The organism is Halobacillus sp. Marseille-P3879, from assembly GCF_900240285.1.
In the GTDB taxonomy this organism is placed as follows: domain Bacteria; phylum Bacillota; class Bacilli; order Bacillales; family Halobacillaceae; genus Halobacillus_A.
The window spans coordinates 785,845-810,608 of sequence record NZ_OESS01000002.1 but is presented as its reverse complement, the minus strand read 5'-3'; the positions used below and the strand labels follow the sequence as shown (position 1 = coordinate 810,608).

Here is a 24,764-nt window from a genome sequence, read left to right as displayed (position 1 = left end):
AGATTGAATATTTAAAGAACACAAAGCTTTAAGCTTATGATATAGTAGTACATAAATTTTTAAAACTAGGGGGCCGTTACTCATGCGTTATTTAACAGCAGGTGAGTCTCATGGAAAACAGTTAACCACAATTATTGAAGGCGTTCCATCACACTTGCCTTTAGTTCCAGAACAAATAAATGAATCATTAATAAGAAGGCAGGGCGGGTATGGCAGAGGACGTCGCATGCAGATAGAGAAAGACTTGGTCGAAATTACCAGCGGTGTACGGCATGGGTATACATTAGGTTCACCTATTTCCTTAGTCGTGCATAATGATGATTTTAAACACTGGGTCAACATTATGGGAGAAGATCCCTTACCAGAAGATACAGAAGTAAAACGGACAATCTCACGGCCGCGTCCAGGTCATGCTGATTTAAATGGCGGTATGAAGTATGGACACAGGGATATGAGAAACGTGCTCGAACGTTCTTCTGCGAGAGAAACAGCTGCACGTGTAGGAGCAGGTGCCGTTGCTAAAGTTTTATTAAAAGAACTTGGAATAGAGGTAGCGGGCTACGTTAGGGAAATTGCCGGGATCGTCAGTAAAGTTGACGAGACTTTGGATGTTCACGAAAGAGCTCGTATTTCAGAAGAGTCGCCTGTCCGCACCTTCGATGAAGAGGCTGCTCAAAAAATGATGGAAGCAATAGACCTTGCTAAGAAAGAAGGCGATTCAATAGGCGGGGTGTGTGAAGTTTATGTTGAAGGCATGCCTGCCGGACTTGGATCATATGTCCAATACGACCGCAAATTAGATGCCAAGCTTGCAGGTGCTGTAATGAGCATCAATGCCTTTAAAGGGGTGGAATTTGGTATCGGCTTTGAAGCGGCCCGCAGAAATGGCAGCCAGGTTCATGATGAAATTTTATGGAATGCAGAAAAAGGCTATTACCGAAGAACTAATAACCTTGGAGGTTTTGAAGGGGGAATGACTTCAGGTATGCCAATTGTTGTAAAAGGGGTAATGAAACCGATCCCTACCCTTTACAAGCCATTGCAAAGCATAGATATTGAGACGAAGGAGCCGTTTCAAGCAAGTATAGAACGTTCTGATTCTTGTGCGGTCCCAGCAGCTTCAGTTGTAATGGAACATATTGTCGCTTTTGAATTAGCTAAAGCCATTACTGAAGAATTTCCTTCTGACTATTTCCCTCGTTTAAAGAAAGCCGTAGACGATTACCGGGCAGAAGTGCGTGATTTTTAATGGAGCAGATTCAAATTGCTGCATCCACCCATTCATATAAGGTTGAAATCGGAGCTTCCCTTCGGTTTCAACTAGAAAGCATTATTGAGGGCAGTTATAAAAATATTTTAGTCATTACTGACAGTGAAGTTGCTCCTTTATATTTAGAAGATGTTAAGCAGTCGTTTCCATCTCATGTAGAAATAACTGAACATATAGTGCCTGCAGGTGAAGCTTCAAAGAGCATGGAACAGTACAGCCGTTTAATGGATACGTGCATTGCCAGGCAGCTTGACCGCAAGTCGTTAATTGTTGGATTAGGCGGGGGCATGGTAGGTGATTTAGCAGGGTTTGCGGCGGCAACATATTTAAGAGGTATTGATTTTCTACAAATGCCTACGACGATTTTAGCCCATGACAGCAGCGTGGGTGGTAAAGTTGCGATCAACCACACGCAGGGTAAAAACTTAATCGGATGTTTTTATAATCCGATTCAAGTTATTTATGACACGGAAACTCTATCGAGCCTTCCATCTGCAGAAATACGTTCAGGTTTCGGAGAAGTGGTAAAGCATGCACTTTTAAGTGATTCTGCATGGTGTGAGGAAATTTTAAAAACGAATATCTTACATCTATCTTCCGAACAACTTAATGAATATTTAGCAAAAGGGATTAAAGTAAAGGCTCAAATTGTAGAGGAAGATGAGAAAGAACAGGGTATTAGGAAACATCTCAACCTGGGTCATACTCTTGCTCATGCTCTTGAAGCCGAACTAGGGTATGGCCGCATAACCCACGGGGAAGCCGTTGCTATCGGGATTTGGTTTGCCATGAGGGTGAGTGAACAATATCTTGAAGCTTCTTTACCGGTGGGTAACTATATTAAATGGCTGCAGATGAATCACTACCCGATAAATCTAGCAGAAACTATAGATCCCGATCGAATAATAGAGCGGATGAAATGGGATAAAAAGACCGTAGACAGTCAGATTCATTATGTTCTTTTAGAAGCTGTTGGAAACCCTGTTGTACAAAAGATTGAAGAAGGGCTTATAAAAGAGTATTTAAGCGATTTTATAAAAGAGGTGAGCGGCATTGATGAGAGGAATTAGAGGAGCTACAACTGTCCAGAGCAATGATGCAGACGAAATCGTCGCTCGTTCTTATGAACTTGTACTAGAGATGGTAAATAAAAACAAGATAGAAGCTGAAGATGTGGCGTCCGTTTTATTTAGTGTCACAGAGGACTTAAATGCAGCATTTCCTGCTAGATCGCTCAGGCATCTAAGCGGATGGACTTATGTCCCTGTAATGTGTATGCAGGAAATTCCGGTCCCTGACAGTCTGGAAAAGTGTGTTCGGGTAATGATGACGGTGAATTCTGCTGCCTCCCAAAAAAATATACAGCATGTCTACCATTACGGTGCTAAAGCGCTTCGGCCTGACTTAGAGCAAGTAAGGAGTGATCATCATGAAAGCTAAAGAAATACTTAAAGGAATGAGTCCTTATAAGCCCGGTAAACAAATTGAAGAGGTGAAAAAAGAATACGGGCTGGATAAGATTGTAAAATTAGCCTCAAATGAAAACCCATTTGGTTTCTCACCACAGGTAAAGAAACAGCTGCCCAAGTTAATAGAACAATTGGAGAAGTATCCAGATGGTTACGCTGCCGCCCTTCGTAAAAAAGTTGCCGCTTTTTTAAAGGTGAATGAGGAGCAGTTAATTTTTGGCAATGGATCTGATGAAGTGGTGCAAATTATCTGCCGCACTTTCTTAGAACCCGGAGCCAACACAATTATGGCAGCGCCCACCTTTCCACAGTATAAGCATAATGCGTTAATTGAAGGCGCCGAAGTGAGAGAAGTGCCCCTTGTTGACGGCCGGCATGATCTTAAGACCATGCTTGACCAGGTAGATGAAAATACCAGGGTGCTATGGCTGTGTACCCCCAACAACCCGACTGGTGTTCATCTGTCTGCTGAAGAGATTAAGAAGGTATTAAACGATTGCCCTCCTTCTGTACTGGTAGTACTGGATGAAGCCTACTATGAATATATGGAAGCAGAGGATGCTTTAGATTCAGTTGCCGCTCTAAGTCAGTTTGATAATCTAATGGTATTACGTACGTTTTCTAAAGCCTATGGCTTAGCTGGATTGCGAATTGGTTACGGTGTAGGGAGCTCAGAAATTATTTCAACGTTAGAACCTGCAAGAGAACCATTTAATACGTCCACCATCGCTCAGGCTGCAGCAATTCTAGCTCTGGATGATCAGCAATTTATCTCTGAGACAGTGAAAGAAAATGCTGTAAATAAAAGAAAACTCATGGAGTTTCTTGATCAAGAAGGGCTGGGTTATTTTCCATCTGAAGCAAATTTCGTCTTAGTTCATTTACCTGTAAGTGGAGATGAGATGTTTGAACACTTGCTCAGCAAAGGTTATATCGTCCGTTCAGGTGAAGCACTAGGTCTGCCCAATTCAATACGTTTAACGATAGGGAGCCAGGAAGATATGGCTGAGGTGCAATCAGAAATAAAAGAGAGACTAATAGGGATTTCTAAATGAAGCAGACCGTTTTTATCGTAGGTCTGGGTCTCATCGGAGGCTCACTCGCGATGAATGTAGCCAAGAAAGAAGACTATAAAGTTATTGCACTTGACCCTGATCCAAAAACAATTGATATGGCAAAAATACAAGGAGTCATCTATGAAGAGGCTGAAGATTTTACTGCTGGCTGCCTTCAAGCGGATATCTTGATCTTAGCCACTCCTATCTCTGTTACAATTGATTATTTAAACCAATTAAATGAATGTACGTTACAAAAGCCGCTTCTTGTTACCGACGTCTCTTCTGTTAAAAATAATGTACTAGAGGCTGCGAATAAGCTGTCAAATGATAAAGTTACATTTGTAGGCGGACATCCCATGGCAGGCTCCCATAAGCAAGGGTATTCCGCAGCCAAACCCCATTTATTTGAAAATGCGATCTACGTATTAACGCCAAGTAAAAAATCAAATGGGCAACAGGCAAGGCGGCTCGAGGAATTGTTTTCAGAAACGAATGCCAGATTCTTAACGCTGACGACGAAAGAGCACGATGAAATGACAGCTGTGATTTCGCATTTTCCGCACTTAATTGCATCGTCTCTCGTTCACCAGGCGAAAGAGTGGCAGAAGACACATCCTTATTTGGAACACCTGGCTGCGGGTGGTTTTAGAGACATAACTAGAATTGCTTCCAGTAATCCTGCATTATGGCAGGATATCTTTTTTCAAAACCGGACCCTGCTTATTCAAATGCTTGGTGACTGGATCGAAGAAATGCATGAGCTTCAAACTTTACTTCATGAGCAGGAGGCACAAACTACTTACGACTATTTGCAGCAAGCAAAGCAATACCGTGACGGGCTGCCTGTTAAAGAAAAAGGAGCCATCCCTGCTTTCTATGATTTATACGTAGACATTCATGATCAGCCTGGTGCGATTTATAAAGTGATTCAGCAGTTGGCTGAAGCTGATATTAGTATTAAAAACATCGAAATCCTGGAGATTCGCGAGGGAATCACTGGTGTGTTACGAATCAGCTTTACGACCAGCCAGGAACAAAAGACGAGTTATGATCTTTTAGCCAGCAGAGGCTATGAAGTAATGACTGAACAGTAGGAGGCACTTTTAAATGACACACGTAAAATTACACCCTGCCTCTAAGGGATTAAAGGGCACACTCTCCGTTCCGGGTGATAAATCGATTTCTCATCGTGCTATCATCTTTTCTGCTTTAGCAGAAGGAACGTCACGTATATCAAATTTTTTAGACGGAGAAGATTGTCTCCGAACGATCCAGGCTTTCAGAGAGTTTGGGGTTAGGATTGAACGAGATGGAACAGATGTAACTGTGCACGGCCAAGGTATTCAATCACTTCAAGCTCCTGTCAATCCAATTTATTTCGGGAACTCAGGTACGACTGCCCGCTTAATGAGCGGGGTGTTGTCCGCTCTTCCGCTGTTTAGTACAGCGTATGGAGATCCTTCACTTTCCAAGCGTCCGATGGATCGTGTTGTTGATCCATTATCCGAAATGGGAGCTGAAATCACTGGAAGGGACAATGCGCAATATCTGCCTTTAGCTTACAATGGTAAAAAGCTTAAAGGCACAACGGTTCAGATGAAGGTGAAAAGTGCCCAGGTTAAATCAGCTGTCCTGCTTGCAGGTATGCTTGCTGAAGGCGAAACAGTGATTTACGAAAAAGGCATAACAAGAAACCACACCGAAATGTTGATGTCTCAGTATGGAGTGTCCCTGGACAAACAATCAAATAAATTAACCATTCCTGGAAACCAACAGCCTCAGGCTTCTGATTTAAAAGTACCGGGGGATATTTCTTCCGCCGCTTTCTTTATAGCAGCAGGTGTGATTACTCCTGGAAGTTCAATTACAATTGAAAATACCGGGCTTAACCCTACAAGAGACGGCATTATTACTGCCCTTAAGAAGATGGGTGCGGATATTGAGGTTGAGCAGGTAGAGAAAGTTGGGCATGAACCTGTGGGGAGGGTTCATGTGAAAACTAGTGAACTGCATGGTTGTACGTTTGAAGGCGAGCTTATCCCTAACTTAATTGATGAAATACCAATCCTTGCCCTTGCCGCCACTCAAGCAGAGGGCACCACTTATATTCGGGATGCAAAAGAACTTAGAGTGAAAGAAACCGATAGAATTAGAGCTGTAGTTGATAACTTACGCGCATTAGGTGCTGATGTTGAACCTTTAGAAGATGGTATGATCATTAATGGCAGCAGCAGGCTGACTGGAGGAACAGTTAATTCTTATGGAGATCACCGTATCGGTATGATGGGAGCAATTGCTTCTATTATTGCCGAGGGTCCAGTTACGATTGAAGACAAGGATTGTATAAATATCTCCTACCCTGGTTTTTTTAACCATTTGCATGAAGTTTGTAAATAAGGATTCATAGATTAAGTAGAGCTCTCATACGATATAAAAAGCCTGATGGAGGGTTATCGTATGAGAGCTCACTGGTTTCATGGCATGATGTATGAAGACAATAGAAGCTTCTGTGGGGAGTTATTCGTATCCCGTGACAAGTTCAATGACCCTTCTGAATCCTATGGTCACATTTTAAATGTAAATGTGAACCACTTTATAATAGCCCCCGGTCACGTAATGATAGATACTTCATTCCCCTTAAGCCGCTCCCCATCACCAGTCACCCTTAGTGAATACTACTTAAAAAAAGGTTGCACCCTGCTTTTAGTTCAGCTTTTTGTTCATTCAAAGTATCAATTTAAAAGTGAATATGTTCAGCTTGTAGAAAAATTAAAAGGTCTTCCCGTAGATTATATGATTGTCCCGCGAGTTTCTTCCCATGCTCTCCATCCGGATATGATCCGGTACTTTGCGAGAAAAAAGACTCCTTTTATCATTGTAAACGCAGAAGACAGAGAGGAGCTGGATGAAGTAGCCTGGGGATGGATTGCTCAAGCGCAAAGTTACCGCCGGATTCCCCTAACTTATAGTGTCAAAAATCGTAGAAATAGTGAGATGAATAACGAAAGGTTTTGGACAAACCTTATTAGTAATTATGGTATCATAGGGTTATCTCAACCTATTGGTGAGGAAAGGTTAACTTTTCAAAATCTAAAAGACAGTGGCATTTATCCTTACAAAGGAACATTAAGAGCCGGGGCCTATGCTGATTACAATTTATATGAGAAAATATCAAACGATTTAATTGATGAGGAAGGATTTTTCTTATATGATGAAGCTGTTCCTGTTGCTACCGTTATGCGGGGGTATTTAACCCAAATTCGGCAGATAGCCGAACCATATTGTACAGGAATATTTTTTAAAAGCTCAATCTACAAACATTTTGTTTGATTTTTGAAAGGGAGTCCGTATGGAGGAAATTCATAAAGCCATTCAGGCAATGGAAGCAGAAAAGACTGAAGAAGCAATCAAGATACTGCAGCAGTACCTGCCGGAAGCAGATGAAGAAGAACGCTTCACCATTACAGAACTATATATTCAGTGGGGAATGCTTGAGGAAGCTAAGATGATCCTGCAGGAATTAATGCAGCGTTACCCAAAAGAAGCAGAGTTAAAAGTAATGATGGCTGAAATTCATATTGACTTAAATGAAGATGAAGATGCAATTGAACTTTTAAATGAATTCACTCCTGAAGATGAAGGATATTTAGAATCACTTTTGCAACTGGCTGATCTTTATCAATCACAAGGTCTTTTTGAAGTAGCCGAGCAGAAGCTGTTAACCGCTAAGCAGTTAGAACCCAATGAAGCTGTAATTGACTTCGCTCTTGGTGAACTAGCATTCTCAAATGGAGAATACAATAAAGCTATTCCTTTTTATGAAAATGCGATGCATCATCAACCTGTTATAGCGGATATAGAAGTAGCTACGCGTCTTGCTGAAGCCTATGCAGCAACCGGGGAGTTTGAAAAATCACTGGAATACTTTGAGAAAGTGGAAGAAGATCATGCAGATGTAATGTTCCGTTACGGCTTTGTTGCTTTTCAAGCATTGCGCAATGATATTGCTATCCACGTCTGGGAACGACTTATTGAAGATGATCCTTACTATCAGTCAGTATATCCTTTGCTTGCTCAGGCATATGAAGCGGAAGGGATGCCTAAAGAGGCACTCTCCATGGCTGAGAAAGGACTGGCTAAAGATGAATACAACAAAGAACTGTATCACCTTGTAGGCACTTTATCCCATAAACTCGGTGATAAAGAAGCAGGTTATCGTTACATGAGAGAAGCAGTGGCTCTGGATCCAGGTTACAAAGAAGCCGTTCTTTTCTTAATAGAAAATTATAAAAGTGATGCTGACCATGAATCCATCATAGAATTAATTAACGAACTTCTTACTTTGGGTGAGGAAGATCCGTATTATTTCTTTGAGCTTGCTAAAGCTTATGAGGAAGAGGAAGATTATAAGCAGGCTTTAGAGCATTATCAGAATGCCTATCCATCCCTTAAGGAAGATGACGTTTTCTTGAAAGCTTACGGATACTTCTTAGTGGAAGAAGGAAAGATGAATGAAGGTCAAAAGGTATTGGAAGAGTACTTGGCTATTGAGCCATCCAATACTGAAGTGGAAGAATTTCTTCATCGATTAAAAGACATGTAATTTTTGAAGCGCAGGAGGGGCGCCTATGGAAACACCGATTTCTGTTAATGAAAAAAAAGAATTTGTCCGTTGGTTCTTAAATCATTATCAATTAAAGAAGCGGGAAAGTGTCTGGATCCTAAATTATTTAATGAATCACGAATCACTGCTTTCTTCAGTTTGTTTCGTTGAGGATGTTAAGTTGTGTCCAAGAGGAATGGAAATAACAGCTCAAGGAGTCAAGGACCCTCCATTCCGATTTTACAAGGGTCAAGTGATGACCAATGATGCAGAGAAGTCGTTCCATGACCTGAGAATGAATCAGGATGAACCTATTTATATCCAAATGAACTTTGAGAACGCCCATCAGTGCTCTATGTACGCTCTTGTTCTTGAGGAAAACCCGTACCTCCCCAAAGATCATTACGTAAATGAGAATGATCGTGAAGAAGCTGAGCAGCTGCTTTCCATCAGTTTACTGGCTTTTAAGAAACAGCAGCTGGAACAAAAGATTGATGAAGTTTTACAAAGCGGGGACCAAGATCAATTCAAACAACTGGCAGAGGAATTAAATAAAGTGAACGAAGCATTAAAGTTCACTAAAGTAGAATAGCCGGGAGGAATTTTTCCTCCTGGCTTTTCTTTTTGTTTATTTTTAGTAAAATAGACTAAAGTAAGAAAGGGAGGTAACGTTTACAATGCAATGGACCAAAGAAGACATCGAGTTATACGCTGCAGAGAAAAAATATGTAGATACTTTAATTATCCCGCTTATCCCTTTTAACCCTGAGGCAGATCATACGTTAGTTAAAGAAGCTTTTCAAAGGGAATTGAATCAACTTACTACTCAGCTTTTAGAGAAGGAGTATAGAGGTCGTGTTTTATTAGCTCCAGATTACAATTACATAACAGGACAGTATGAGCATGAAACGCAAAGAATTAATGAATGGATTGAAAAATTTAAAAAACAACCGTTCGAACATGTATTTTTATTTACTTTTGATACAAAATGGAAAAGATGGGAACAAAATTTAAATGGAAATTTATTATGGATTCCAAGCTTAAACGAAAGAAATTTGCAATCTTCCGAAACCCGTTCCTACGTAAAGGAGCAGATTCATCAGATCAGTGAACTTATCAGGGCTTACTGGGATTAGCTAAAACTTTCCTATAACTCCGATATTTTATTGACCGGGCTATAAGATTGCGCTATCATAGTAATGTCCTAGTAAACTGTATGTAATCGATCCATGTCGCATGGATTACAGCATAGAGGGGGGAAAAGAATGAGCGATAAACAAAGAGTATCCCGTCGTCAATTTTTAAACTACACACTGACTGGTGTTGGTGGTTTTATGGCTGCAGGAATGCTTGCACCAATGGTCAGGTTTGCCATTGATCCTGTGCTGAAGCCATCGGCTGCTGGTGACTTCCAATCTGTTGCATCCGTAGATGAAATTACTAATGAACCGCAAAGATTTGAATGGATTGTTGATCAAGTTGATGGTTGGTATGAGTCAGAGGTACAAAAAACGGCATGGGTGTACCGGACTGAGGATGACGAAATTGTGGCCTTGTCACCAATTTGTACACATTTAGGATGTACAGTGGACTGGGCATCAAATGAAGAATATCCTGATCAGTTCTATTGTCCTTGCCACGCGGGTCGTTATACTAAAGACGGGGTGAACGTGCCTGGCACACCGCCAACAGCACCGCTGCCGGTATTCGACCATAAAGTTGAAGAAGGAATGTTGTACCTTGGACAAGAACAAGATAGATAGGGGGCGTAAATCATGCTACAGAGAATTTATGATTGGGTCGATGAACGCGTAGACATCACACCTTTATGGCGTGATATCGCCGACCACGAAGTGCCCGAGCATGTCAACCCAGCCCACCACTTTTCCGCATTTGTTTATTGTTTTGGTGGCTTGACATTCTTTGTAACGGTAATTCAAATTTTATCAGGGATGTTTTTAACTATGTATTATGTACCTGATATTGAGAATGCTTGGGAATCTGTTTACTACTTACAAAGAGAAGTAGCTTATGGACAGATCGTTCGTGGGATGCATCACTGGGGAGCAAGTCTTGTTATCGTCATGTTGTTTCTACATACTTTACGGGTGTTTTTCCAGGGAGCTTATAAAAAACCTCGTGAATTAAACTGGATAGTAGGTGTGCTTTTATTCTTCGTCATGCTTGGCCTAGGATTTACCGGATACTTACTGCCTTGGGATAACAAAGCTTATTTCGCAACTCAGGTAGGTCTTGAAATCGCTGCTGCTACTCCGATTATCGGAGATAGTATACGGTCGCTTTTAGCTGGTGATCCGACGATTGTCGGAGCCCAGACGCTGACAAGATTCTTTGCAATCCATGTGTTTTTCTTACCTGCAGCACTATTTGGTTTAATGGGTGCTCACTTTATTTTAATTCGTAAACAAGGAATTTCCGGTCCACTATAATATGGAAATGATGTAAAGGAGGGAAAGCTGTGCATAGGGGAAAAGGTATGAAGTTCGTTGGTGACTCACGTATTACCGCCGAACAAAAAGCCAATTTACCAAAAGATTACTCAGAATACCCTGGTCGTACGGAAGCATTCTGGCCTAACTTCCTTCTTAAAGAATGGTTAGTTGGTTCGGTTTTCCTTATTGGTTTTTTAATTTTGACTGCAGCTCATCCATCTCCACTTGAGCAGCAGGCGGATCCGACCAATGCTGGATACATTCCGTTACCTGACTGGTATTTCTTATTCTTATATCAGTTTTTAAAATATCAGTATGCTGGTGGAGACTTTATCGTCTTTGGAGCAATTATTGCACCGACTATTGCATTTGGAGCTTTACTGCTTGCGCCGTTTCTGGATAGAGGACCTGAGCGCCGTCCGCATAAACGTCCGATTGCTGTTGGTCTTATGATGCTTGGTTTTATCGCTACATTCTGGTTAACCTATGAATCAGTGTCAGAAGTAGATTATGCTGAGCGTGATGAACAATACGGTGTCAGCATTGAAGCTGAGGAAACTGAAATTGACACAGAAGCCGCGGGATATGAGATTTATGAAAATAATTGTGCCAGCTGTCACGGTGGTAATCTTGAAGGTACTGGAAGTTATCCATCTCTGCTTGATACACAATTGCCTGCTGATCAAATTAAGGATATTGCCCAGAATGGTATAGGCGAAATGCCGTCAGGGATCTTTGAAGGTTCTGATGAGGAACTTGAAGATCTGGCCGCTTTCGTAACCAACCCAACTGGAGAAGAAGAAGACGGTGAAGGTGAAGGTTCAGAAGAAGAAGGATCTGAAGAAGAGGGATCCGAGGAAGAATAACATAAATGCTTAAAAAATAAGTCGTGCTCTTCCTTCGAGAGCACGGCTTATTTTATCATTGGAGGAATATTATGAAGGGATTACTAGATTACATACTTAACCAGCGGAGTTTTCTTATAGCTCTTTTCCTCATTAACCTCTTTGGGACAATATATGGATACATATGGTATGAGTCCCAATTGAAAATAACAGATCCTATCTTTTTATTGTTTGTACCAGATAGTCCTACGGCTAGCTTATTTTTCACTATCTTTTTGGGGTTTTACATTTTTAATAAAAACGTTCCTTTTATTGAGGCCTTAGCCCTGATTACTTTATTTAAGTACGGGATATGGGCAGTCGTTATGAATGGTCTTACGTTTTTGGAATTTGGTTCCCTGCCATGGACAGGCTACATGCTCGTTATTTCCCATGCTGCAATGGCTGTGCAGGGTCTACTCTATGCTCCTTACTATAAAATAAGATTTCGTCATGTTACGGTTGCGGCTGTATGGACCCTTCACAATGATGTCATTGACTATGTATATGAACAAATGCCTGTCTATCCAGCTATAATGGAACACTTAAAGGAAATTGGATATTTTACTTTCTGGCTGAGTCTACTATCTATCGCCATTGGTTACTACTTTGCGAGAATTCACAGATATTCGGTCTAATTTAAAGGACCTCTTCATACACTATCATTAAGATAGAAGTAGAAGGGGAGAGGCTACATGGGACGGGCTATTCTCATTGTTTTCCTTACAGCTGCAGGAATAATATTTTTATGTAGTCATTGGGCAAGCGCCAGTACGGAGGAAGAGCAATGGCAATCTTTTGTACAGCAGTACTCATACTTAATTGAAGATGAAAAATATGAACTTGCCGGAAAAATGCTGGATAATCGATATGATGATTTGGCATCCTATTATGAGGAGAAATCCATACCTCATTTGCAAACATTTAATCAGTTAGCAGAGGAATTTAAACAAAACCCGCAAAATGCTGATGCTTTAATGGAGTTTTTTGAACTTTCTTTAGCGGAGAATGAAAAGGCGGACGTCGTTGAAAGATTAAAAGAAATACAGGTGCTCGTGGAAAATTCTGAAGCGGACCGAGTTTCGGTAATGGAAAAGTGGACAAACCTGTCGCCGTTACTGAAGTTAAATTTTCCAAAGCAAGATGTTGAATCGGCCACCACAGCTTTTCTTAATTATGGGGAAACCAGTACATTAGATTCCCAGCAGACTGTCTTAAATTATTTAGATCATGTCGTCCCTGAGGAAACAAACAATAAGTATGATGCTTTTATTTGGACAGCCATCATTATAGGGGGTTCAATTCTGATTACCCTGGTGTATGTAAGCTATCGTAAGTACAGAGCAGAAAAGGAATATCATCAGAAGAAACAGAAACTAAATAGTTGATTTTTATCATGAATTTGACTAAAATTGACCTATACATGTAGTACACATCTAAGATGGAGGAATGAAAATGGAGTTTCTCATTTATTTTGCGATTATATTGTTGGTGCCGATATGGGCATCTTCAAAGGTAAAAAGCACGTACAAAAAATATTCAAAAGTACCGACCTCTTCATCAATGACCGGAGCTGAGGTTGCTAGAAAAATACTCAATGATAATGGGATTTATGATGTAGGGATTGAAGAAACAAGAGGAATGCTTTCGGATCATTATGATCCCAGAAAAAAAGTAATTAGACTTTCTTCAGACAATTACCATGGTCGCTCAATGGCTGCTTCTGCTGTATCTGCGCATGAAGTAGGGCACGCTATTCAGGATGCAGAAGAGTACGCTTTTTTACGTTTTAGAAGTGCACTCGTTCCTGTGGCAAGCTTTGGATCTAATATCTCCATCTTTTTAATTATTGGTGGGTTTCTTTTGGGATTAACAAATCTTGCTTTACTTGGAATTGTCTTTTTTGCAGCAGCCGTACTTTTCCAGTTCGTAACGCTTCCTGTTGAATTTGATGCTTCTAACCGAGCAATGGCACAGCTTGTTTCTACAGGTGTTATTCGAAACGACGAAGAACGGAAAACGAAAAAAGTATTAAACGCAGCAGCTTTAACCTATGTTGCAGGGGCGCTTGTAGCGTTGGCTGAACTTCTACGCTTCATCTTTATGTTTGTTGGAATGAATCAGGAATAAACGGATAAGTCCCGCTTGAAGTAATTCAAGCGGGACTTTTTTAGTTTAGAGGCATTTTGTTTTCATCTAAAGTAAATCCTTCCCCTGTCACTTCATGGACATGACTTACAGCGACAAACGCATGGGGATCGATCTGGTCAATAATTTGACGCAGCCGAATAATTTCATTCTTGCCGATTACACAGTATAATACATCCCGGCGTGATTCGGTATAGGATCCTCTACCTTCAAGTACTGTTACACCACGATCCATTTCTTTCATAATTGTATGGGCGATAACCTGGCTTTTCTCCGAGATTATGGTGGTGCCTCTGGCTGCATAAGCACCCTCCTGTATAAAGTCGATAACACGGGCGCCGATAAATACAGCTACCAGGGTATACATTCCTTTAATATGATCTAAGTAGGTAATGATAGAAGTAAAAATAACAAGTGCGTCAAATAGAAACATCGCACGCCCCATGCTCCACCCTAAATATTTGTTGATAAGCCTTGCAATAATATCAACCCCGCCAGTAGTACCTCCATATCTGAAAATTATTCCTAATCCTACTCCTATGCAAACTCCTGCAAAGAGAGCGGCCAAAGTAAGATCGGAGGCAAGGTTAATTTCAATCAGATAGATTTGCGACAGCCTGATAAATACAGAGACTGCCATAATCCCAATTAAAGAATAATAAAACGTATTTCGTCCGAGTATTTTCCATCCAATAAGAAGTACAGGAATATTAAGAATGATATTCATCAATGCTGGATCCCAGTCAAATAAATACAATAGAAGCAGTGTAATTCCTGTAAATCCGCCTTCACCTAATTCGTTTTGAATGTTAAAGTGAACAAGCCCAAATGAAAAAATAGCGGAACCCAGAAGGATAAACACAATGTTTTTTATTTTTAACCCGAATATTTTCACGCAGCCACCTCCATATTTGTTGTAACGGCTATAATTATAATCACTGAAGGTGAAATCTACAATCAGTATAGTTCTAAAAATTTGTCAAATCGACTCCTTTTGGCTACCATTACTATATGAAAACAGGTTGAATCAGGAGGAATTGCAGTGAGTTTTGAGACAAAAGAAATCCAGGATCGAGTAGATCGTTACATATCTCAATTTAAGGAAGGGTATTTTTCACCATTAAGCCTTCAAGCACGGCTGACGGAGGAAGTAGGTGAATTAGCAAGAGAAGTAAACCACAGGTATGGAGAAAAGCCTAAGAAGTCTTCAGAAAAAGATAAAGCCCTAGAGGAAGAACTAGGAGATGTGCTTTTTGTTTTAACTTGCTTCGCCAATTCCTTGAATATGGACTTATCAGAGGCATTCGAGAGATCTATGAGTAAAATCGAAACAAGAGACCGGGACAGATGGACTCGTAAAGAAGGAGAGAAAGAGAATGAGTGAGATTAAATGTATTGTGGCAGGCCCAAGAGGTAAAATGGGCAGTGAAGCGTTAAGGATGATTGAAAAAGATGAGCAATTATCTTTAAGTGCTTGTATCGACCGTAAATTTGATGGAGAAAATGTTAAAGACTTAGATGGGCTTCCTAATCTGAATGCCCCGGTATTTACGGATGCAGAGCTTTGTCTTCAAGAGGTGGAGGCAGATGTTTTAATCGACTTGACGACTCCCGAATTCGGATATAAACATACGAAACTTGCCCTGAAATATAATGTTAGGCCTGTTGTGGGGACCACAGGTTTTACAGAAGAACAGCTTGGGGAGCTGCGCTCGTTGAGTGAAGAGAAGCAGCTTGGTACAGTCATTGCTCCAAATTTTGCGGTTGGTGCGGTATTAATGATGCAATTCTCCAAGTGGGCTGCTAAACACTTCCCTGATGTTGAAATAATTGAAAAGCATCACGATCAGAAACTGGATGCCCCGTCGGGAACTGCTGTCAAAACAGCCCAGCTGATACAAGAAGAAAGAAAAGCACACAAACAAGGTCATGAATATGAAGAAGAGACCATTGAAGGAGCGAGAGGAGCTGACTATGATGGAATGAGGATTCACAGTCTTAGACTGCCTGGTCTTGTCGCTCACCAGGAAGTAGTGTTTGGCAGCCTTGGTGAAACACTCACGATAAAGCACGATTCCCATCATAGAGAGTCATTTATGTCTGGTGTGAAATTGGCAGCCACACAAGTAATGGAACTGGATACTTTAGTATATGGATTGGAACACCTGCTGGACTAAAGGGAGGCCGATAAAATGAATATTGCATTAATTGCACATGATAAGAAAAAGCCTGAAATGATTAACTTTACTACGGCGTATTCAGCGATCCTCAAAAAACATCAATTATTTGCAACAGGTACGACAGGTCAGAAAATTCAGGAAGCCTCAGAATTGCCGATTATTCGTTTTCAATCTGGACCCCTTGGAGGGGACCAGCAAATTGGTGCAAGAATTGCTAACGAGGAAATGGATATGGTTATCTTTTTTCGCGATCCTTTAACTGCCCAGCCCCATGAACCTGATATCACTGCACTACTTAGGCTTTGTGATGTTCACCAGATCCCTGTTGCAACAAATCTGGCAGGTGCAGAAATCATGATACGGGCTCTGGAGCGGGGAGAAATTAATTGGAGAAATAATGCAGACGAAATGAAAGATCAGGTGTAGACTTTATGGCAAAAATCGGAATTACTTGTTACCCTACGGTCGGAGGGTCCGGGGTGATAGCAACTGAATTAGGCAAACTTTTGGCTGAACAGGGACATAAAATTCATTTTATAACCTCTCAAGTCCCTTTTCGTTTAAATCGAGTTTATCCAAATATTTTTTATCATGAAGTAGAAGTGAGTAATTATCCGGTATTTCAACACCCTCCATATGATTTATCTCTCGCTAATAAAATGGCAGAAGTCATTGATCGTGAAGAACTGGATATATTGCATGTTCATTACGCGATGCCTCATGCGGTACTGGCAATACTTGCAAAACAAATGTGTGTTAGGGATGTGAAAATTGTAACTACATTACATGGGACGGATATTACAGTCCTGGGCATAGATTCCAGCCTGAAGCGAATGATCCGGTTTGGAATTGATCAGTCAGATCGAGTAACAGCAGTTTCAAACAGCCTTGTCGATCAAACAAGGCAGCAGCTGGACACATCCAAGGAAATTGATGTAATTTATAATTTCGTGGATGAGCGGGAGTACTACCGAATTCAGACTCCACGTTTAAAAGAGCAGTATGGTATTTTAGAAGAAGAAAAAGTAATCATTCACATCTCAAACTTTAGGAAAGTTAAAAGAGTTCAGGACGTCATTCTCGTTTTTGCTGAAGTTGCAAAAAATATGCCGGCTAAATTAGTCCTCGTTGGAGATGGACCGGAATATTCAAATTGCTATCACCTCGTAAAAGAATTGAACCTGGAAGAGCAGGTCCTCTTTTTAGGTAAGCAGGAAAACGTAAGTGAGCTGTTAGCTATATCTGATTTAAAACTCCTTTTATCCGAAAAAGAAAGTTTTGGGTTAGTTCTGCTTGAAGCTATGTCATGCGGTGTGCCTTGTATTGGGACTAATATTGGGGGCATTCCCGAAGTAATACGGCACGGGATTACGGGATATATTGGAGACCTTGGAGATGTGGAAGGTATTTCCGAAATGGCGGTGCAATTGTTGCTGGATGAAGAAAAGCTGAAACAATTCTCAGTGGAAGCTGAGAATTTAGTAGCTGATAAATTCGCATCTAAAGCGATAGTCGCCCAATACGAACTATTATATGATCAGGTGATGGGGCATGAATACGAAAATCGATAAAGCATTGGAAGTTGTGAAATTTATCGAAAACGCAGGTGGAACAGCTCATATTGTAGGCGGAGCTGTCCGCGACTCCCTGCTTAATATTCCTGTTGGTGATGTGGACATAGCTTCCTCGCTTACACCCCAGGAAATCATCGATTTGTTCCCAAAAGTCATTCCAGTCGGGATAGAGCACGGAACAGTAATAGTCCGCTATTCCTCAGAATCTTATGAAGTAACTACATATCGTACCGAAGAAGGGTATGAGGATTTCCGACATCCTGATCAGGTAGAATTCGTTCGAACCATTGAAGAAGATCTGGCCAGGCGCGATTTTACAATAAATGCAATGGCTATGGATCAAAAGAAGGGCATTATAGATCCTTATGGCGGACAAGTCGATCTAAAAAAAGGATTGATTCGTGCTGTAGGGAAGGCGGAAGAAAGGTTTAGAGAGGACCCCCTTAGAATCATGCGGGCGTTACGCTTTGCAAGTCAGCTTGGATTCACTCTGGATTCTTCCACTTTTAAAGCTGCAGGAGAACAAGCCTGCCTGCTTGAGAAGATTTCAGTTGAACGTCTAGCTGTTGAATTTGAAAAGTTATGTATGGGCAGAAACTCGCAGGAAAATCTAGGGACGATCCAAACATTGAAAGTTCATCATTATTTACCTATTTTTAATCACTATCCTTCTTTAATAGAAATCATGCCTATGGGTAAGCTTTCAGGTTTTTCGGAAATTATTTCATTTTATTTGGAGAAGGGACCTTTTTCCCTGGCCATTACCGATTGGACTAAAGATTGGAAACTTTCCAACCGAGTAAGACGAAATGCTTCAATTTTAAGCACTGCTCTTCAATCTTATAAAGAAGATCCGCTGCCGGTAGTATTATACAGTCTTCCAGAGTGTTTGCTGCAAAGTTTTATAAATGTTTTACAGGCAGCAGGACAGACGGTAGACGCCTCAGCAATTTATAAAGCTTATCAAACGCTCCCTATTCATTCACGAAAAGAACTGTCTATTCAGGCCAAAGACTTAATTCACATGTTTCCTGAAAGAAAGAAAGGACCCTGGATCGGAGAGTATTTAAGTGATATTGAGAGGGCTGTGGTCTCGGCAGTGATTCCAAATGAAAATAAAGCGATAAAGGAATGGATAAAAAAATGGAATCCACCCGAAACCGATTAATTCAGTTATTAGATAAAAGTGATGGATATATTTCCGGACAACAGCTTTCAGATAAACTAAATATATCCCGTACGGCCGTGTGGAAACATATGAAAGAGTTAGAAAAAGATGGTTATGAAATTGAAGCCATCCAGCGAAAGGGATATCGAATTCTTTCTTCCCCTGACAAAGTAAGTGAAAATACAGTTCAATGGGGATTAGATACGAACTGGCTAGGTCATCAGCTTTTCCATTATAAAGAAGTCCCATCAACTCAAGATATAGCCCATCAGCTTGCCAAACAAAATAAGCCGCATGGAACGGTTGTCATCGCGGATGAGCAGGTGAAAGGTAAAGGGAGGATGTCCCGTCCGTGGCATTCGCCAAAAGGTAAAGGAATATGGATGAGTATTCTATTACGCCCTGATCTTGTACCGGTTCAGGCACCGCAGTTAACCCTTTTAGCAGCCACAGTGCTAGCTGAGGTGTTTGGTGAGGAAGAAAAGATAGCCCCGCAGATAAAATGGCCGAATGATATTCTTATCAGCCATAAAAAAGTCTCGGGAATCCTTACTGAAATGCAGGCTGAGCATGACCAAATCCAATACGTTGTCTTAGGAATCGGTATTAATGTAAATCAGACATCGGAGGAAATCCCTGAAGAGTTGAGAAAAAAGGCTTCCTCATTAAGAATTGAATCAGAGCAGATATGGCCTATTACAGACACCATAAAGAAATTGCTGCATCAATTTGAAGTTACTTACGATCAGTTTATGGCTCATGGTTTTCAGCATGTTAAGAAGTTATGGGAAAAATACGGATATCGAATTGGGGAAAAAGTGACGATCAAGACTATGAAGAAAGAGTGGGAAGCGGTCCTCGTGGGCATTGAACCGGATGGTGCTTTAAGAGCAAGAGACTTTAACGGCAATGAAGAGAAGCTGTACTCTGCAGAAATTCAGTGGGGAGAGGGTGGTTATAATGCTGACTAAAACAAAAATCATGAAAATGAAAGCAGAACAAGAAAAAATTACGATGCTCACAGCCTATGATTATCCTTCAGCAATGATGGCAGAACAGGCAGGAACTGATATGATTCTTGTAGGAGATAGTCTGGGAATGGTAGTACTCGGATATGAATCTACAATTCCAGTTACTGTGGAAGATATGATTCATCATGGGAAAGCAGTAAGAAGAGGTGCGAGAAACACGTTCGTAGTCGTTGACATGCCTTTTATGTCTTATCACGTTTCTACAGAAACCACGTTGATGAATGCTAAAAAAATTTTTCAGGAGACGGAAGCTCAAGCGTTGAAGGTTGAAGGTGCCGACGAGGTGGTCCATACCATTCATTTGTTAACTTCGAGCGGAATCCCTGTAGTCGGCCACCTGGGGCTAACTCCTCAGTCTGTCCATGTACTGGGCGGGTATAAGGTTCAGGGGAAAGAAAAAGAAACTGCACAAAAAATGATTAATGATGCTAAACAAATTCAAGAAGCCGGAGCTGTTGCTTTGGTATTAGAATGTGTACCTAAGGAACTGGCCGAACTCATTTCTGCACAGCTTGAAATTCCTACTATAGGAATAGGAGCTGGCGCTGGGGTAGACGGACAGGTCTTAGTTTACCATGATCTGCTAAAATATGGCGTAGATCGTATTCCGAAGTTTGTTAAACCCTATTTTAACAGCAATGAACAGGTAACATCAGCCATAAATTCTTACGTAAAGGAAGTAAAGTCGGGTGCATTTCCTGGCGAGGAACATACATTTACAATGGACTCTTCTTTACTTCCTAAGCGGTGAGGAGCCTGCATAATGGAAGTTTTTGAACAAGTAAAGGATATCCAGCAAAAAGCGATAAGTTTAAAAAAGAGCGGAACGACTATAGGCATCGTTCCAACTATGGGGTATTTACATGAAGGGCACTTGCGTCTTGTAGAACAAGCAAAAGAGGAAAATGACTGCGTCATTTTAACCATCTTTGTGAATCCGTTGCAGTTTGGAGAGAGTGAAGATTTGGATGCCTATCCAAGAGATGAGAAGCGGGATCTCAAAAAGGCTGAAGAGCATGGGGTGGATATTGTGTTTTTACCTACAGAAGATACAATGTATCCTGAGCCTTTATCGTTAGAAATATCCGTCGTAAGAAGAGCAGATGTATTGTGTGGGAGAAGTCGCCCCGGACACTTTGAAGGTGTAGTAACGGTTCTGACGAAACTTTTTAATATATGCCAACCGGATTATGCTTATTTTGGCAAAAAAGATGCCCAGCAAGTTGCTGTGGTTGATGCTCTGATACAGGATTTCAACTTTCCTGTCCAGCTAAATGCTGTGGATACGGTTAGAGAGTCAGATGGTTTAGCTAAAAGCAGTCGTAATGTTAATTTAACAACTAAAGAACGTGAGGAAGCCCCATCTATTCATGAAGCACTTCAATATGGCAAGCAGCTTTTTATTGATGGGGAGAAAAATGCGAAAGCGATTGTAGAACAAACTAGAGAGTTTCTTGAAGCTCGTTCTCATGGTAAAATAGATTATATTGAGCTATTATCCTATCCCGAATTAGAAGCAATTGATATAATCGATCGCCAGGCTATACTTGCTGCGGCGGTTTATTATAAACAGGCACGCTTGATTGATAATATTATATTTAATGACAGTGCTTGTACAACAGGGTGATTTTCCAAGGAGGAACCATCATGTTTCGGACAATGATGAAATCTAAAATACATCGCGCTCGAGTGACAGAAGCAAATTTAAATTATGTCGGCAGTATAACAATAGATCAGGATTTGATGGACAAGGTTAATATTCTGCCGCATGAAAAGGTACAAATTGTAAATAATAATAACGGCGCGAGACTGGAAACATATGTAATAGCTGGTGAGAGAGGAAGCGGGGTTGTATGTTTAAATGGAGCCGCCGCCCGACTTGTACAACCGGAAGACGTCGTTATTATTGTATCCTATGCCATAGTAAATGAAGAGGAAATGGCCGATTTTAAGCCTAAGATTGCAATTATGAACGAACGCAATCAAGTTACTGAAATTATTGAAGAGGAGCCGCCGATGAGTGTTCTCCCTCTTTAACATTTAGGTTTGTTAATTTTAGGCCGGAAACTGGAAGGATCTTCGCCCGCTTTAGGCAAGGTCCTTCATTTGTGTAAGTTGAAGTGTGTAAGGAGGGGATTTTTATGGCGCAATTTGCCATAGTCGATTTAGAAACGACAGGAAATGCATCTTCTAAACAAGATCGAATTATTGAAATAGGAGTCGTAATTATAGACGGGAAGAAGGTCATAAAAGAATTTAACAGCCTCGTATATCCTGAGCGTGAAATCCCTCCATTTATCTCTTCTTTGACAGGAATAGATAATGAAGATGTAATCGGTGCTCCTTTATTTTCAGAAATAGCAGAAGAGGTATATCAATTATTTTACGATACGTACATAGTAGCCCACAATGTAGAGTTTGATTTAGGCTTTCTAAATTCAGAGCTCATCGAATGCGGTTTTCCGCCTCTAGGGAATCCTATAATAGATACAGTCGAGCTTGCGCGAATTTTGCTTCCGACGTCGACCAGTTTTAAATTAGGGCACCTGGCCGAACAGTTGCAATTGGGACATGAACGTCCTCATCGAGCATTATCAGATGCCCAAGTAACAGGAGAGCTTTTGTTATATTTGTTAGATAAATTAACTCAGCTGCCTGAACGAACACTAAACCAGCTTTTAAAAGTTACGGAAAAACTAAAAAGTTATTTGAGGCCGATTATAGAAACTTCAATTGATGAAGTGAGGTATACTTCAGCAGAAAAGGGATCCTTAGTTGTAATGCATGGTCTCTCTATAAAGAAAATTTCTATCCCCGAAAAGAAGATACAGCATCATACCACCAGCTTTGCCGAATGGCTGACTTCTGTATATGAAGGGGAGAAGGGATTAAAGAAATCTCTCAGTGATTTTGAAACAAGGTCAGGCCAGAGAGAGATGTCACAAACAGTTTATCAATCTTTATCTTCTAATAAGCACGCTTTAATAGAAGCTGGTGCAGGTACAGGTAAATCGATCTCTTATTTATTATCAGCTCTTTATTATTCCATAGAAAACCAGCAGAGAATTGTTATCTCTACTCATACGACAGCCCTGCAAAAACAACTTTTAGTTGAAGAGATTCCGAAATTGAATTCTTTATTTACAGCCCCCGTTCATGCTGAATTATTTAAAGGAAAGGCTCATTATATCAGTTTGAGTCATTTTAGCTATGAACTTGAGAAAAGCCATCTGGATAATTATGATGAAGCGTTAGCCAAATCCATGATCTTAGTGTGGCTGACGCAGACTGAGACTGGGGACATTGACGAGATCCAGCTGCCATCAAATGGTGAGCAATTCTGGCACAAGGTATCTTCAGAACAAACGGATAAGCAGCAGAAAGACGAAAGCTTCTATTATTCAGTTGCTGAGCAGAAAGCATACAATGCAGACGTCATAATAACCAACCATTCTCTTTTAAGTTTAGATTTAATTAGTGAACAACCTCATCTGCCGCAGTATGACAAGGTTCTCATTGATGAAGCTCATCAATTTACTACGGTGGCCGGTAAGTATTTTGGGGTACAGTTGAACTATAAAGAATTGCAAAGTCAGCTGACTTATTTGAATGATCTGCTTGCAGAAGAATCATTTAGAAAAGGTCCTGAACAAATAAAGACAAAAAGTGAACAGTGCAGATTGGTTGTTGAACAGGCAAAAGATGAACTAAGCCAATTATCTAAATTTATTTTTCACAGAATAAGAAAAAATAGATCCGGAAGCAAAACGAAGAGTGATATTGGACGTATCCAATACAGCCTTCAATTTGATAAAGATGAATCCATGATTGGCACAGCCTCTGAAATGATGGACCGTTTCTTGTCCAAAGTTTCTTTCATAAAGAGAAACTTGCGTTCAATTATTGATCAATATGGTATATTGTCTTCGGACGAATCAACTGCTGTTATAAAATCACGACTTATTCAAAAAGAAATTATTTGTATCCAGATTTATCAACAATTGCTAAATTATTTTAAGAAAATATCTACCAATGAGGCAAAATGGATTGAAGTAGAAGGCAATGGCTATCAGCACTCGTTTTATATGTACAGTGAACCCGTTAATCTTGATGAGCTGCTGTCACAGAAACTTTTTTCCCGAAAGAGCAGTGTCATATTAACAAGTGCGACATTGACCACACGTAACTCTTTTCAATTTATCCGGAAAACCCTTGGCTTAAAGGATTCAGAGCTTGAAGAGAAAGTTATTCCATCTCCGTATAATTTTGCAGAGCAGACAAAAATGATGATTCCTAATGATTTTCCAAATGTGAAAGACGATCCGGAGGAATTTATTTATTCTGTAAGTGAAGCTGTGTATTCTCTTGCGCAAGTTACTAAAGGTAGAATGCTTGTTTTATTTACTTCCTACGATATGTTAAAGAAAACTTACTACTTGCTAAAAGAGATGATAAATCCTGAAGAATACATGATATTCGGGCAGGGTGTTTCAAGTGGAAGCAGGGATCGGCTGAAGAAGAATTTCCAGGCTTTTGATCAATCTATTCTCCTGGGTACAAGCTCCTTCTGGGAAGGTGTAGATATTCCCGGGGATGACTTGTCGTGTTTAGTTATTGTACGGCTTCCTTTTCAGCCTCCCGGACAGCCGGTACAAAGTATGAGAGAGCAATTGCTAAGAGAGGAAGGGGGCAATCCGTTTATGGATTACTCACTGCCTGAAGCGATCATACGATTTAGACAGGGATTTGGCCGCTTAATAAGATCCACAACGGATCGAGGAATTGTTTTCGTTTGTGATCAACGAATTATGGAAGCTAAATATGGGAAATATTTCATGGATTCAATTCCGAATATCCCTACCACTTATAATTCAACGGCAAATTTAATAAAACAGATAGACAAATGGCTTTAAATCTGATGATTGA

At 40.6% G+C, this 24,764-nt stretch carries 27 protein-coding genes; 26 read left to right on the top strand and 1 reads right to left on the bottom strand.

Annotated elements, in window-relative coordinates:
• Window positions 1-82: 82 nt before the first annotated feature.
• The 16 genes from aroC to C1A12_RS11805 all read left to right on the top strand — a co-directional run bounded on the left by aroC (window position 83) and on the right by C1A12_RS11805 (window position 13,867).
• Window positions 83-1,249 carry a chorismate synthase gene (gene aroC, locus C1A12_RS11880; RefSeq protein ID WP_101844090.1) on the top strand — a complete coding sequence of 389 codons (1,167 nt, stop codon included), beginning with the start codon at window positions 83-85 and terminating at the stop codon, window positions 1,247-1,249.
• Window positions 1,249-2,340 carry a 3-dehydroquinate synthase gene (gene aroB / locus C1A12_RS11875; RefSeq protein ID WP_101844089.1) on the top strand — a complete coding sequence of 364 codons (1,092 nt, stop codon included), beginning with the start codon at window positions 1,249-1,251 and terminating at the stop codon, window positions 2,338-2,340. The genes aroC and aroB overlap by 1 nt, the downstream gene beginning before the upstream one ends.
• Window positions 2,324-2,710, top strand: a complete 387-nt coding sequence (gene aroH / locus C1A12_RS11870) for a chorismate mutase (protein ID WP_101844088.1) — start codon at window positions 2,324-2,326, stop codon at window positions 2,708-2,710. The genes aroB and aroH overlap by 17 nt, the downstream gene beginning before the upstream one ends.
• Window positions 2,700-3,794, top strand: coding sequence for a histidinol-phosphate transaminase (gene hisC / locus C1A12_RS11865; RefSeq protein ID WP_101844087.1), 1,095 nt, complete (start codon window positions 2,700-2,702; stop codon window positions 3,792-3,794). The genes aroH and hisC overlap by 11 nt, the downstream gene beginning before the upstream one ends.
• On the top strand, window positions 3,791-4,891 hold the full coding sequence (locus C1A12_RS11860; protein WP_101844086.1) for a prephenate dehydrogenase: 1,101 nt from the start codon (window positions 3,791-3,793) through the stop codon (window positions 4,889-4,891). Before hisC ends, C1A12_RS11860 begins: the two co-directional genes overlap by 4 nt.
• A gap of 13 nt (window positions 4,892-4,904) precedes the next feature.
• Window positions 4,905-6,194, top strand: coding sequence for a 3-phosphoshikimate 1-carboxyvinyltransferase (gene aroA / locus C1A12_RS11855; RefSeq protein WP_101844085.1), 1,290 nt, complete (start codon window positions 4,905-4,907; stop codon window positions 6,192-6,194).
• 60 nt (window positions 6,195-6,254) lie between these two features.
• Entirely contained in the window at window positions 6,255-7,127 is an 873-nt protein-coding gene (locus C1A12_RS11850; protein WP_101844084.1) for a hypothetical protein, read from the top strand.
• Between the two features lie 19 nt (window positions 7,128-7,146).
• Window positions 7,147-8,400 carry a tetratricopeptide repeat protein gene (locus C1A12_RS11845; RefSeq protein ID WP_101844083.1) on the top strand — a complete coding sequence of 418 codons (1,254 nt, stop codon included), beginning with the start codon at window positions 7,147-7,149 and terminating at the stop codon, window positions 8,398-8,400.
• 25 nt (window positions 8,401-8,425) lie between these two features.
• A complete protein-coding gene (locus tag C1A12_RS11840; protein WP_101844082.1) occupies window positions 8,426-8,992 on the top strand; it encodes a ReoY family proteolytic degradation factor in 567 nt (188 codons plus the stop codon).
• Between the two features lie 85 nt (window positions 8,993-9,077).
• Window positions 9,078-9,536, top strand: coding sequence for a DUF2487 family protein (locus C1A12_RS11835; protein WP_101844081.1), 459 nt, complete (start codon window positions 9,078-9,080; stop codon window positions 9,534-9,536).
• A 129-nt stretch (window positions 9,537-9,665) separates the two neighbouring features.
• The gene (locus C1A12_RS11830; protein ID WP_101844080.1) at window positions 9,666-10,163 is read left to right on the top strand and encodes a ubiquinol-cytochrome c reductase iron-sulfur subunit; all 498 of its coding nucleotides are present in this window, start codon (window positions 9,666-9,668) and stop codon (window positions 10,161-10,163) included.
• A 12-nt stretch (window positions 10,164-10,175) separates the two neighbouring features.
• Window positions 10,176-10,850, top strand: coding sequence for a menaquinol-cytochrome c reductase cytochrome b subunit (gene qcrB, locus C1A12_RS11825; protein ID WP_101844079.1), 675 nt, complete (start codon window positions 10,176-10,178; stop codon window positions 10,848-10,850).
• 29 nt (window positions 10,851-10,879) lie between these two features.
• The gene (locus C1A12_RS11820) at window positions 10,880-11,719 is read left to right on the top strand and encodes a menaquinol-cytochrome c reductase cytochrome b/c subunit (RefSeq protein WP_101844078.1); all 840 of its coding nucleotides are present in this window, start codon (window positions 10,880-10,882) and stop codon (window positions 11,717-11,719) included.
• 71 nt (window positions 11,720-11,790) lie between these two features.
• On the top strand, window positions 11,791-12,375 hold the full coding sequence (locus C1A12_RS11815; RefSeq protein WP_101844077.1) for a DUF1405 domain-containing protein: 585 nt from the start codon (window positions 11,791-11,793) through the stop codon (window positions 12,373-12,375).
• A 57-nt stretch (window positions 12,376-12,432) separates the two neighbouring features.
• Window positions 12,433-13,125 carry a sporulation protein YpjB gene (locus tag C1A12_RS11810; protein ID WP_101844076.1) on the top strand — a complete coding sequence of 231 codons (693 nt, stop codon included), beginning with the start codon at window positions 12,433-12,435 and terminating at the stop codon, window positions 13,123-13,125.
• 67 nt (window positions 13,126-13,192) lie between these two features.
• The gene (locus C1A12_RS11805; protein ID WP_101844075.1) at window positions 13,193-13,867 is read left to right on the top strand and encodes a zinc metallopeptidase; all 675 of its coding nucleotides are present in this window, start codon (window positions 13,193-13,195) and stop codon (window positions 13,865-13,867) included.
• Between the two features lie 40 nt (window positions 13,868-13,907).
• Here C1A12_RS11805 and C1A12_RS11800 read toward each other — a convergent pair whose 3' ends face one another.
• On the bottom strand, window positions 13,908-14,774 hold the full coding sequence (locus C1A12_RS11800) for a YitT family protein (RefSeq protein ID WP_101844880.1): 867 nt from the start codon (window positions 14,772-14,774) through the stop codon (window positions 13,908-13,910).
• 153 nt (window positions 14,775-14,927) lie between these two features.
• Between C1A12_RS11800 and C1A12_RS11795 the strand changes: the two genes are divergently transcribed.
• The 10 genes from C1A12_RS11795 to dinG all read left to right on the top strand — a co-directional run bounded on the left by C1A12_RS11795 (window position 14,928) and on the right by dinG (window position 24,751).
• Complete coding sequence (locus C1A12_RS11795; protein ID WP_101844074.1) at window positions 14,928-15,269, top strand: nucleotide pyrophosphohydrolase; 342 nt, start codon at window positions 14,928-14,930, stop codon at window positions 15,267-15,269.
• Window positions 15,262-16,062: a 4-hydroxy-tetrahydrodipicolinate reductase gene (gene dapB / locus C1A12_RS11790; protein WP_101844073.1), complete on the top strand. Its 801-nt coding sequence runs from the start codon at window positions 15,262-15,264 to the stop codon at window positions 16,060-16,062. The genes C1A12_RS11795 and dapB overlap by 8 nt, the downstream gene beginning before the upstream one ends.
• Before the next feature lie 15 nt (window positions 16,063-16,077).
• Entirely contained in the window at window positions 16,078-16,491 is a 414-nt protein-coding gene (locus C1A12_RS11785; protein WP_101844072.1) for a methylglyoxal synthase, read from the top strand.
• Between the two features lie 5 nt (window positions 16,492-16,496).
• The gene (gene bshA / locus C1A12_RS11780; protein ID WP_101844071.1) at window positions 16,497-17,636 is read left to right on the top strand and encodes an N-acetyl-alpha-D-glucosaminyl L-malate synthase BshA; all 1,140 of its coding nucleotides are present in this window, start codon (window positions 16,497-16,499) and stop codon (window positions 17,634-17,636) included.
• Entirely contained in the window at window positions 17,617-18,807 is a 1,191-nt protein-coding gene (locus C1A12_RS11775) for a CCA tRNA nucleotidyltransferase (RefSeq protein WP_101844070.1), read from the top strand. Before bshA ends, C1A12_RS11775 begins: the two co-directional genes overlap by 20 nt.
• Window positions 18,783-19,778, top strand: a complete 996-nt coding sequence (locus tag C1A12_RS11770; RefSeq protein WP_101844069.1) for a biotin--[acetyl-CoA-carboxylase] ligase — start codon at window positions 18,783-18,785, stop codon at window positions 19,776-19,778. The genes C1A12_RS11775 and C1A12_RS11770 overlap by 25 nt, the downstream gene beginning before the upstream one ends.
• On the top strand, window positions 19,768-20,589 hold the full coding sequence (gene panB, locus C1A12_RS11765; protein WP_101844068.1) for a 3-methyl-2-oxobutanoate hydroxymethyltransferase: 822 nt from the start codon (window positions 19,768-19,770) through the stop codon (window positions 20,587-20,589). The genes C1A12_RS11770 and panB overlap by 11 nt, the downstream gene beginning before the upstream one ends.
• Before the next feature lie 12 nt (window positions 20,590-20,601).
• Complete coding sequence (panC, locus tag C1A12_RS11760) at window positions 20,602-21,465, top strand: pantoate--beta-alanine ligase (protein ID WP_101844067.1); 864 nt, start codon at window positions 20,602-20,604, stop codon at window positions 21,463-21,465.
• 20 nt (window positions 21,466-21,485) lie between these two features.
• Window positions 21,486-21,875 carry an aspartate 1-decarboxylase gene (gene panD / locus C1A12_RS11755; protein WP_101844066.1) on the top strand — a complete coding sequence of 130 codons (390 nt, stop codon included), beginning with the start codon at window positions 21,486-21,488 and terminating at the stop codon, window positions 21,873-21,875.
• A gap of 104 nt (window positions 21,876-21,979) precedes the next feature.
• The gene (gene dinG, locus C1A12_RS11750; protein ID WP_101844065.1) at window positions 21,980-24,751 is read left to right on the top strand and encodes an ATP-dependent DNA helicase DinG; all 2,772 of its coding nucleotides are present in this window, start codon (window positions 21,980-21,982) and stop codon (window positions 24,749-24,751) included.
• The last annotated feature ends 13 nt before the right edge of the window (window positions 24,752-24,764 follow it).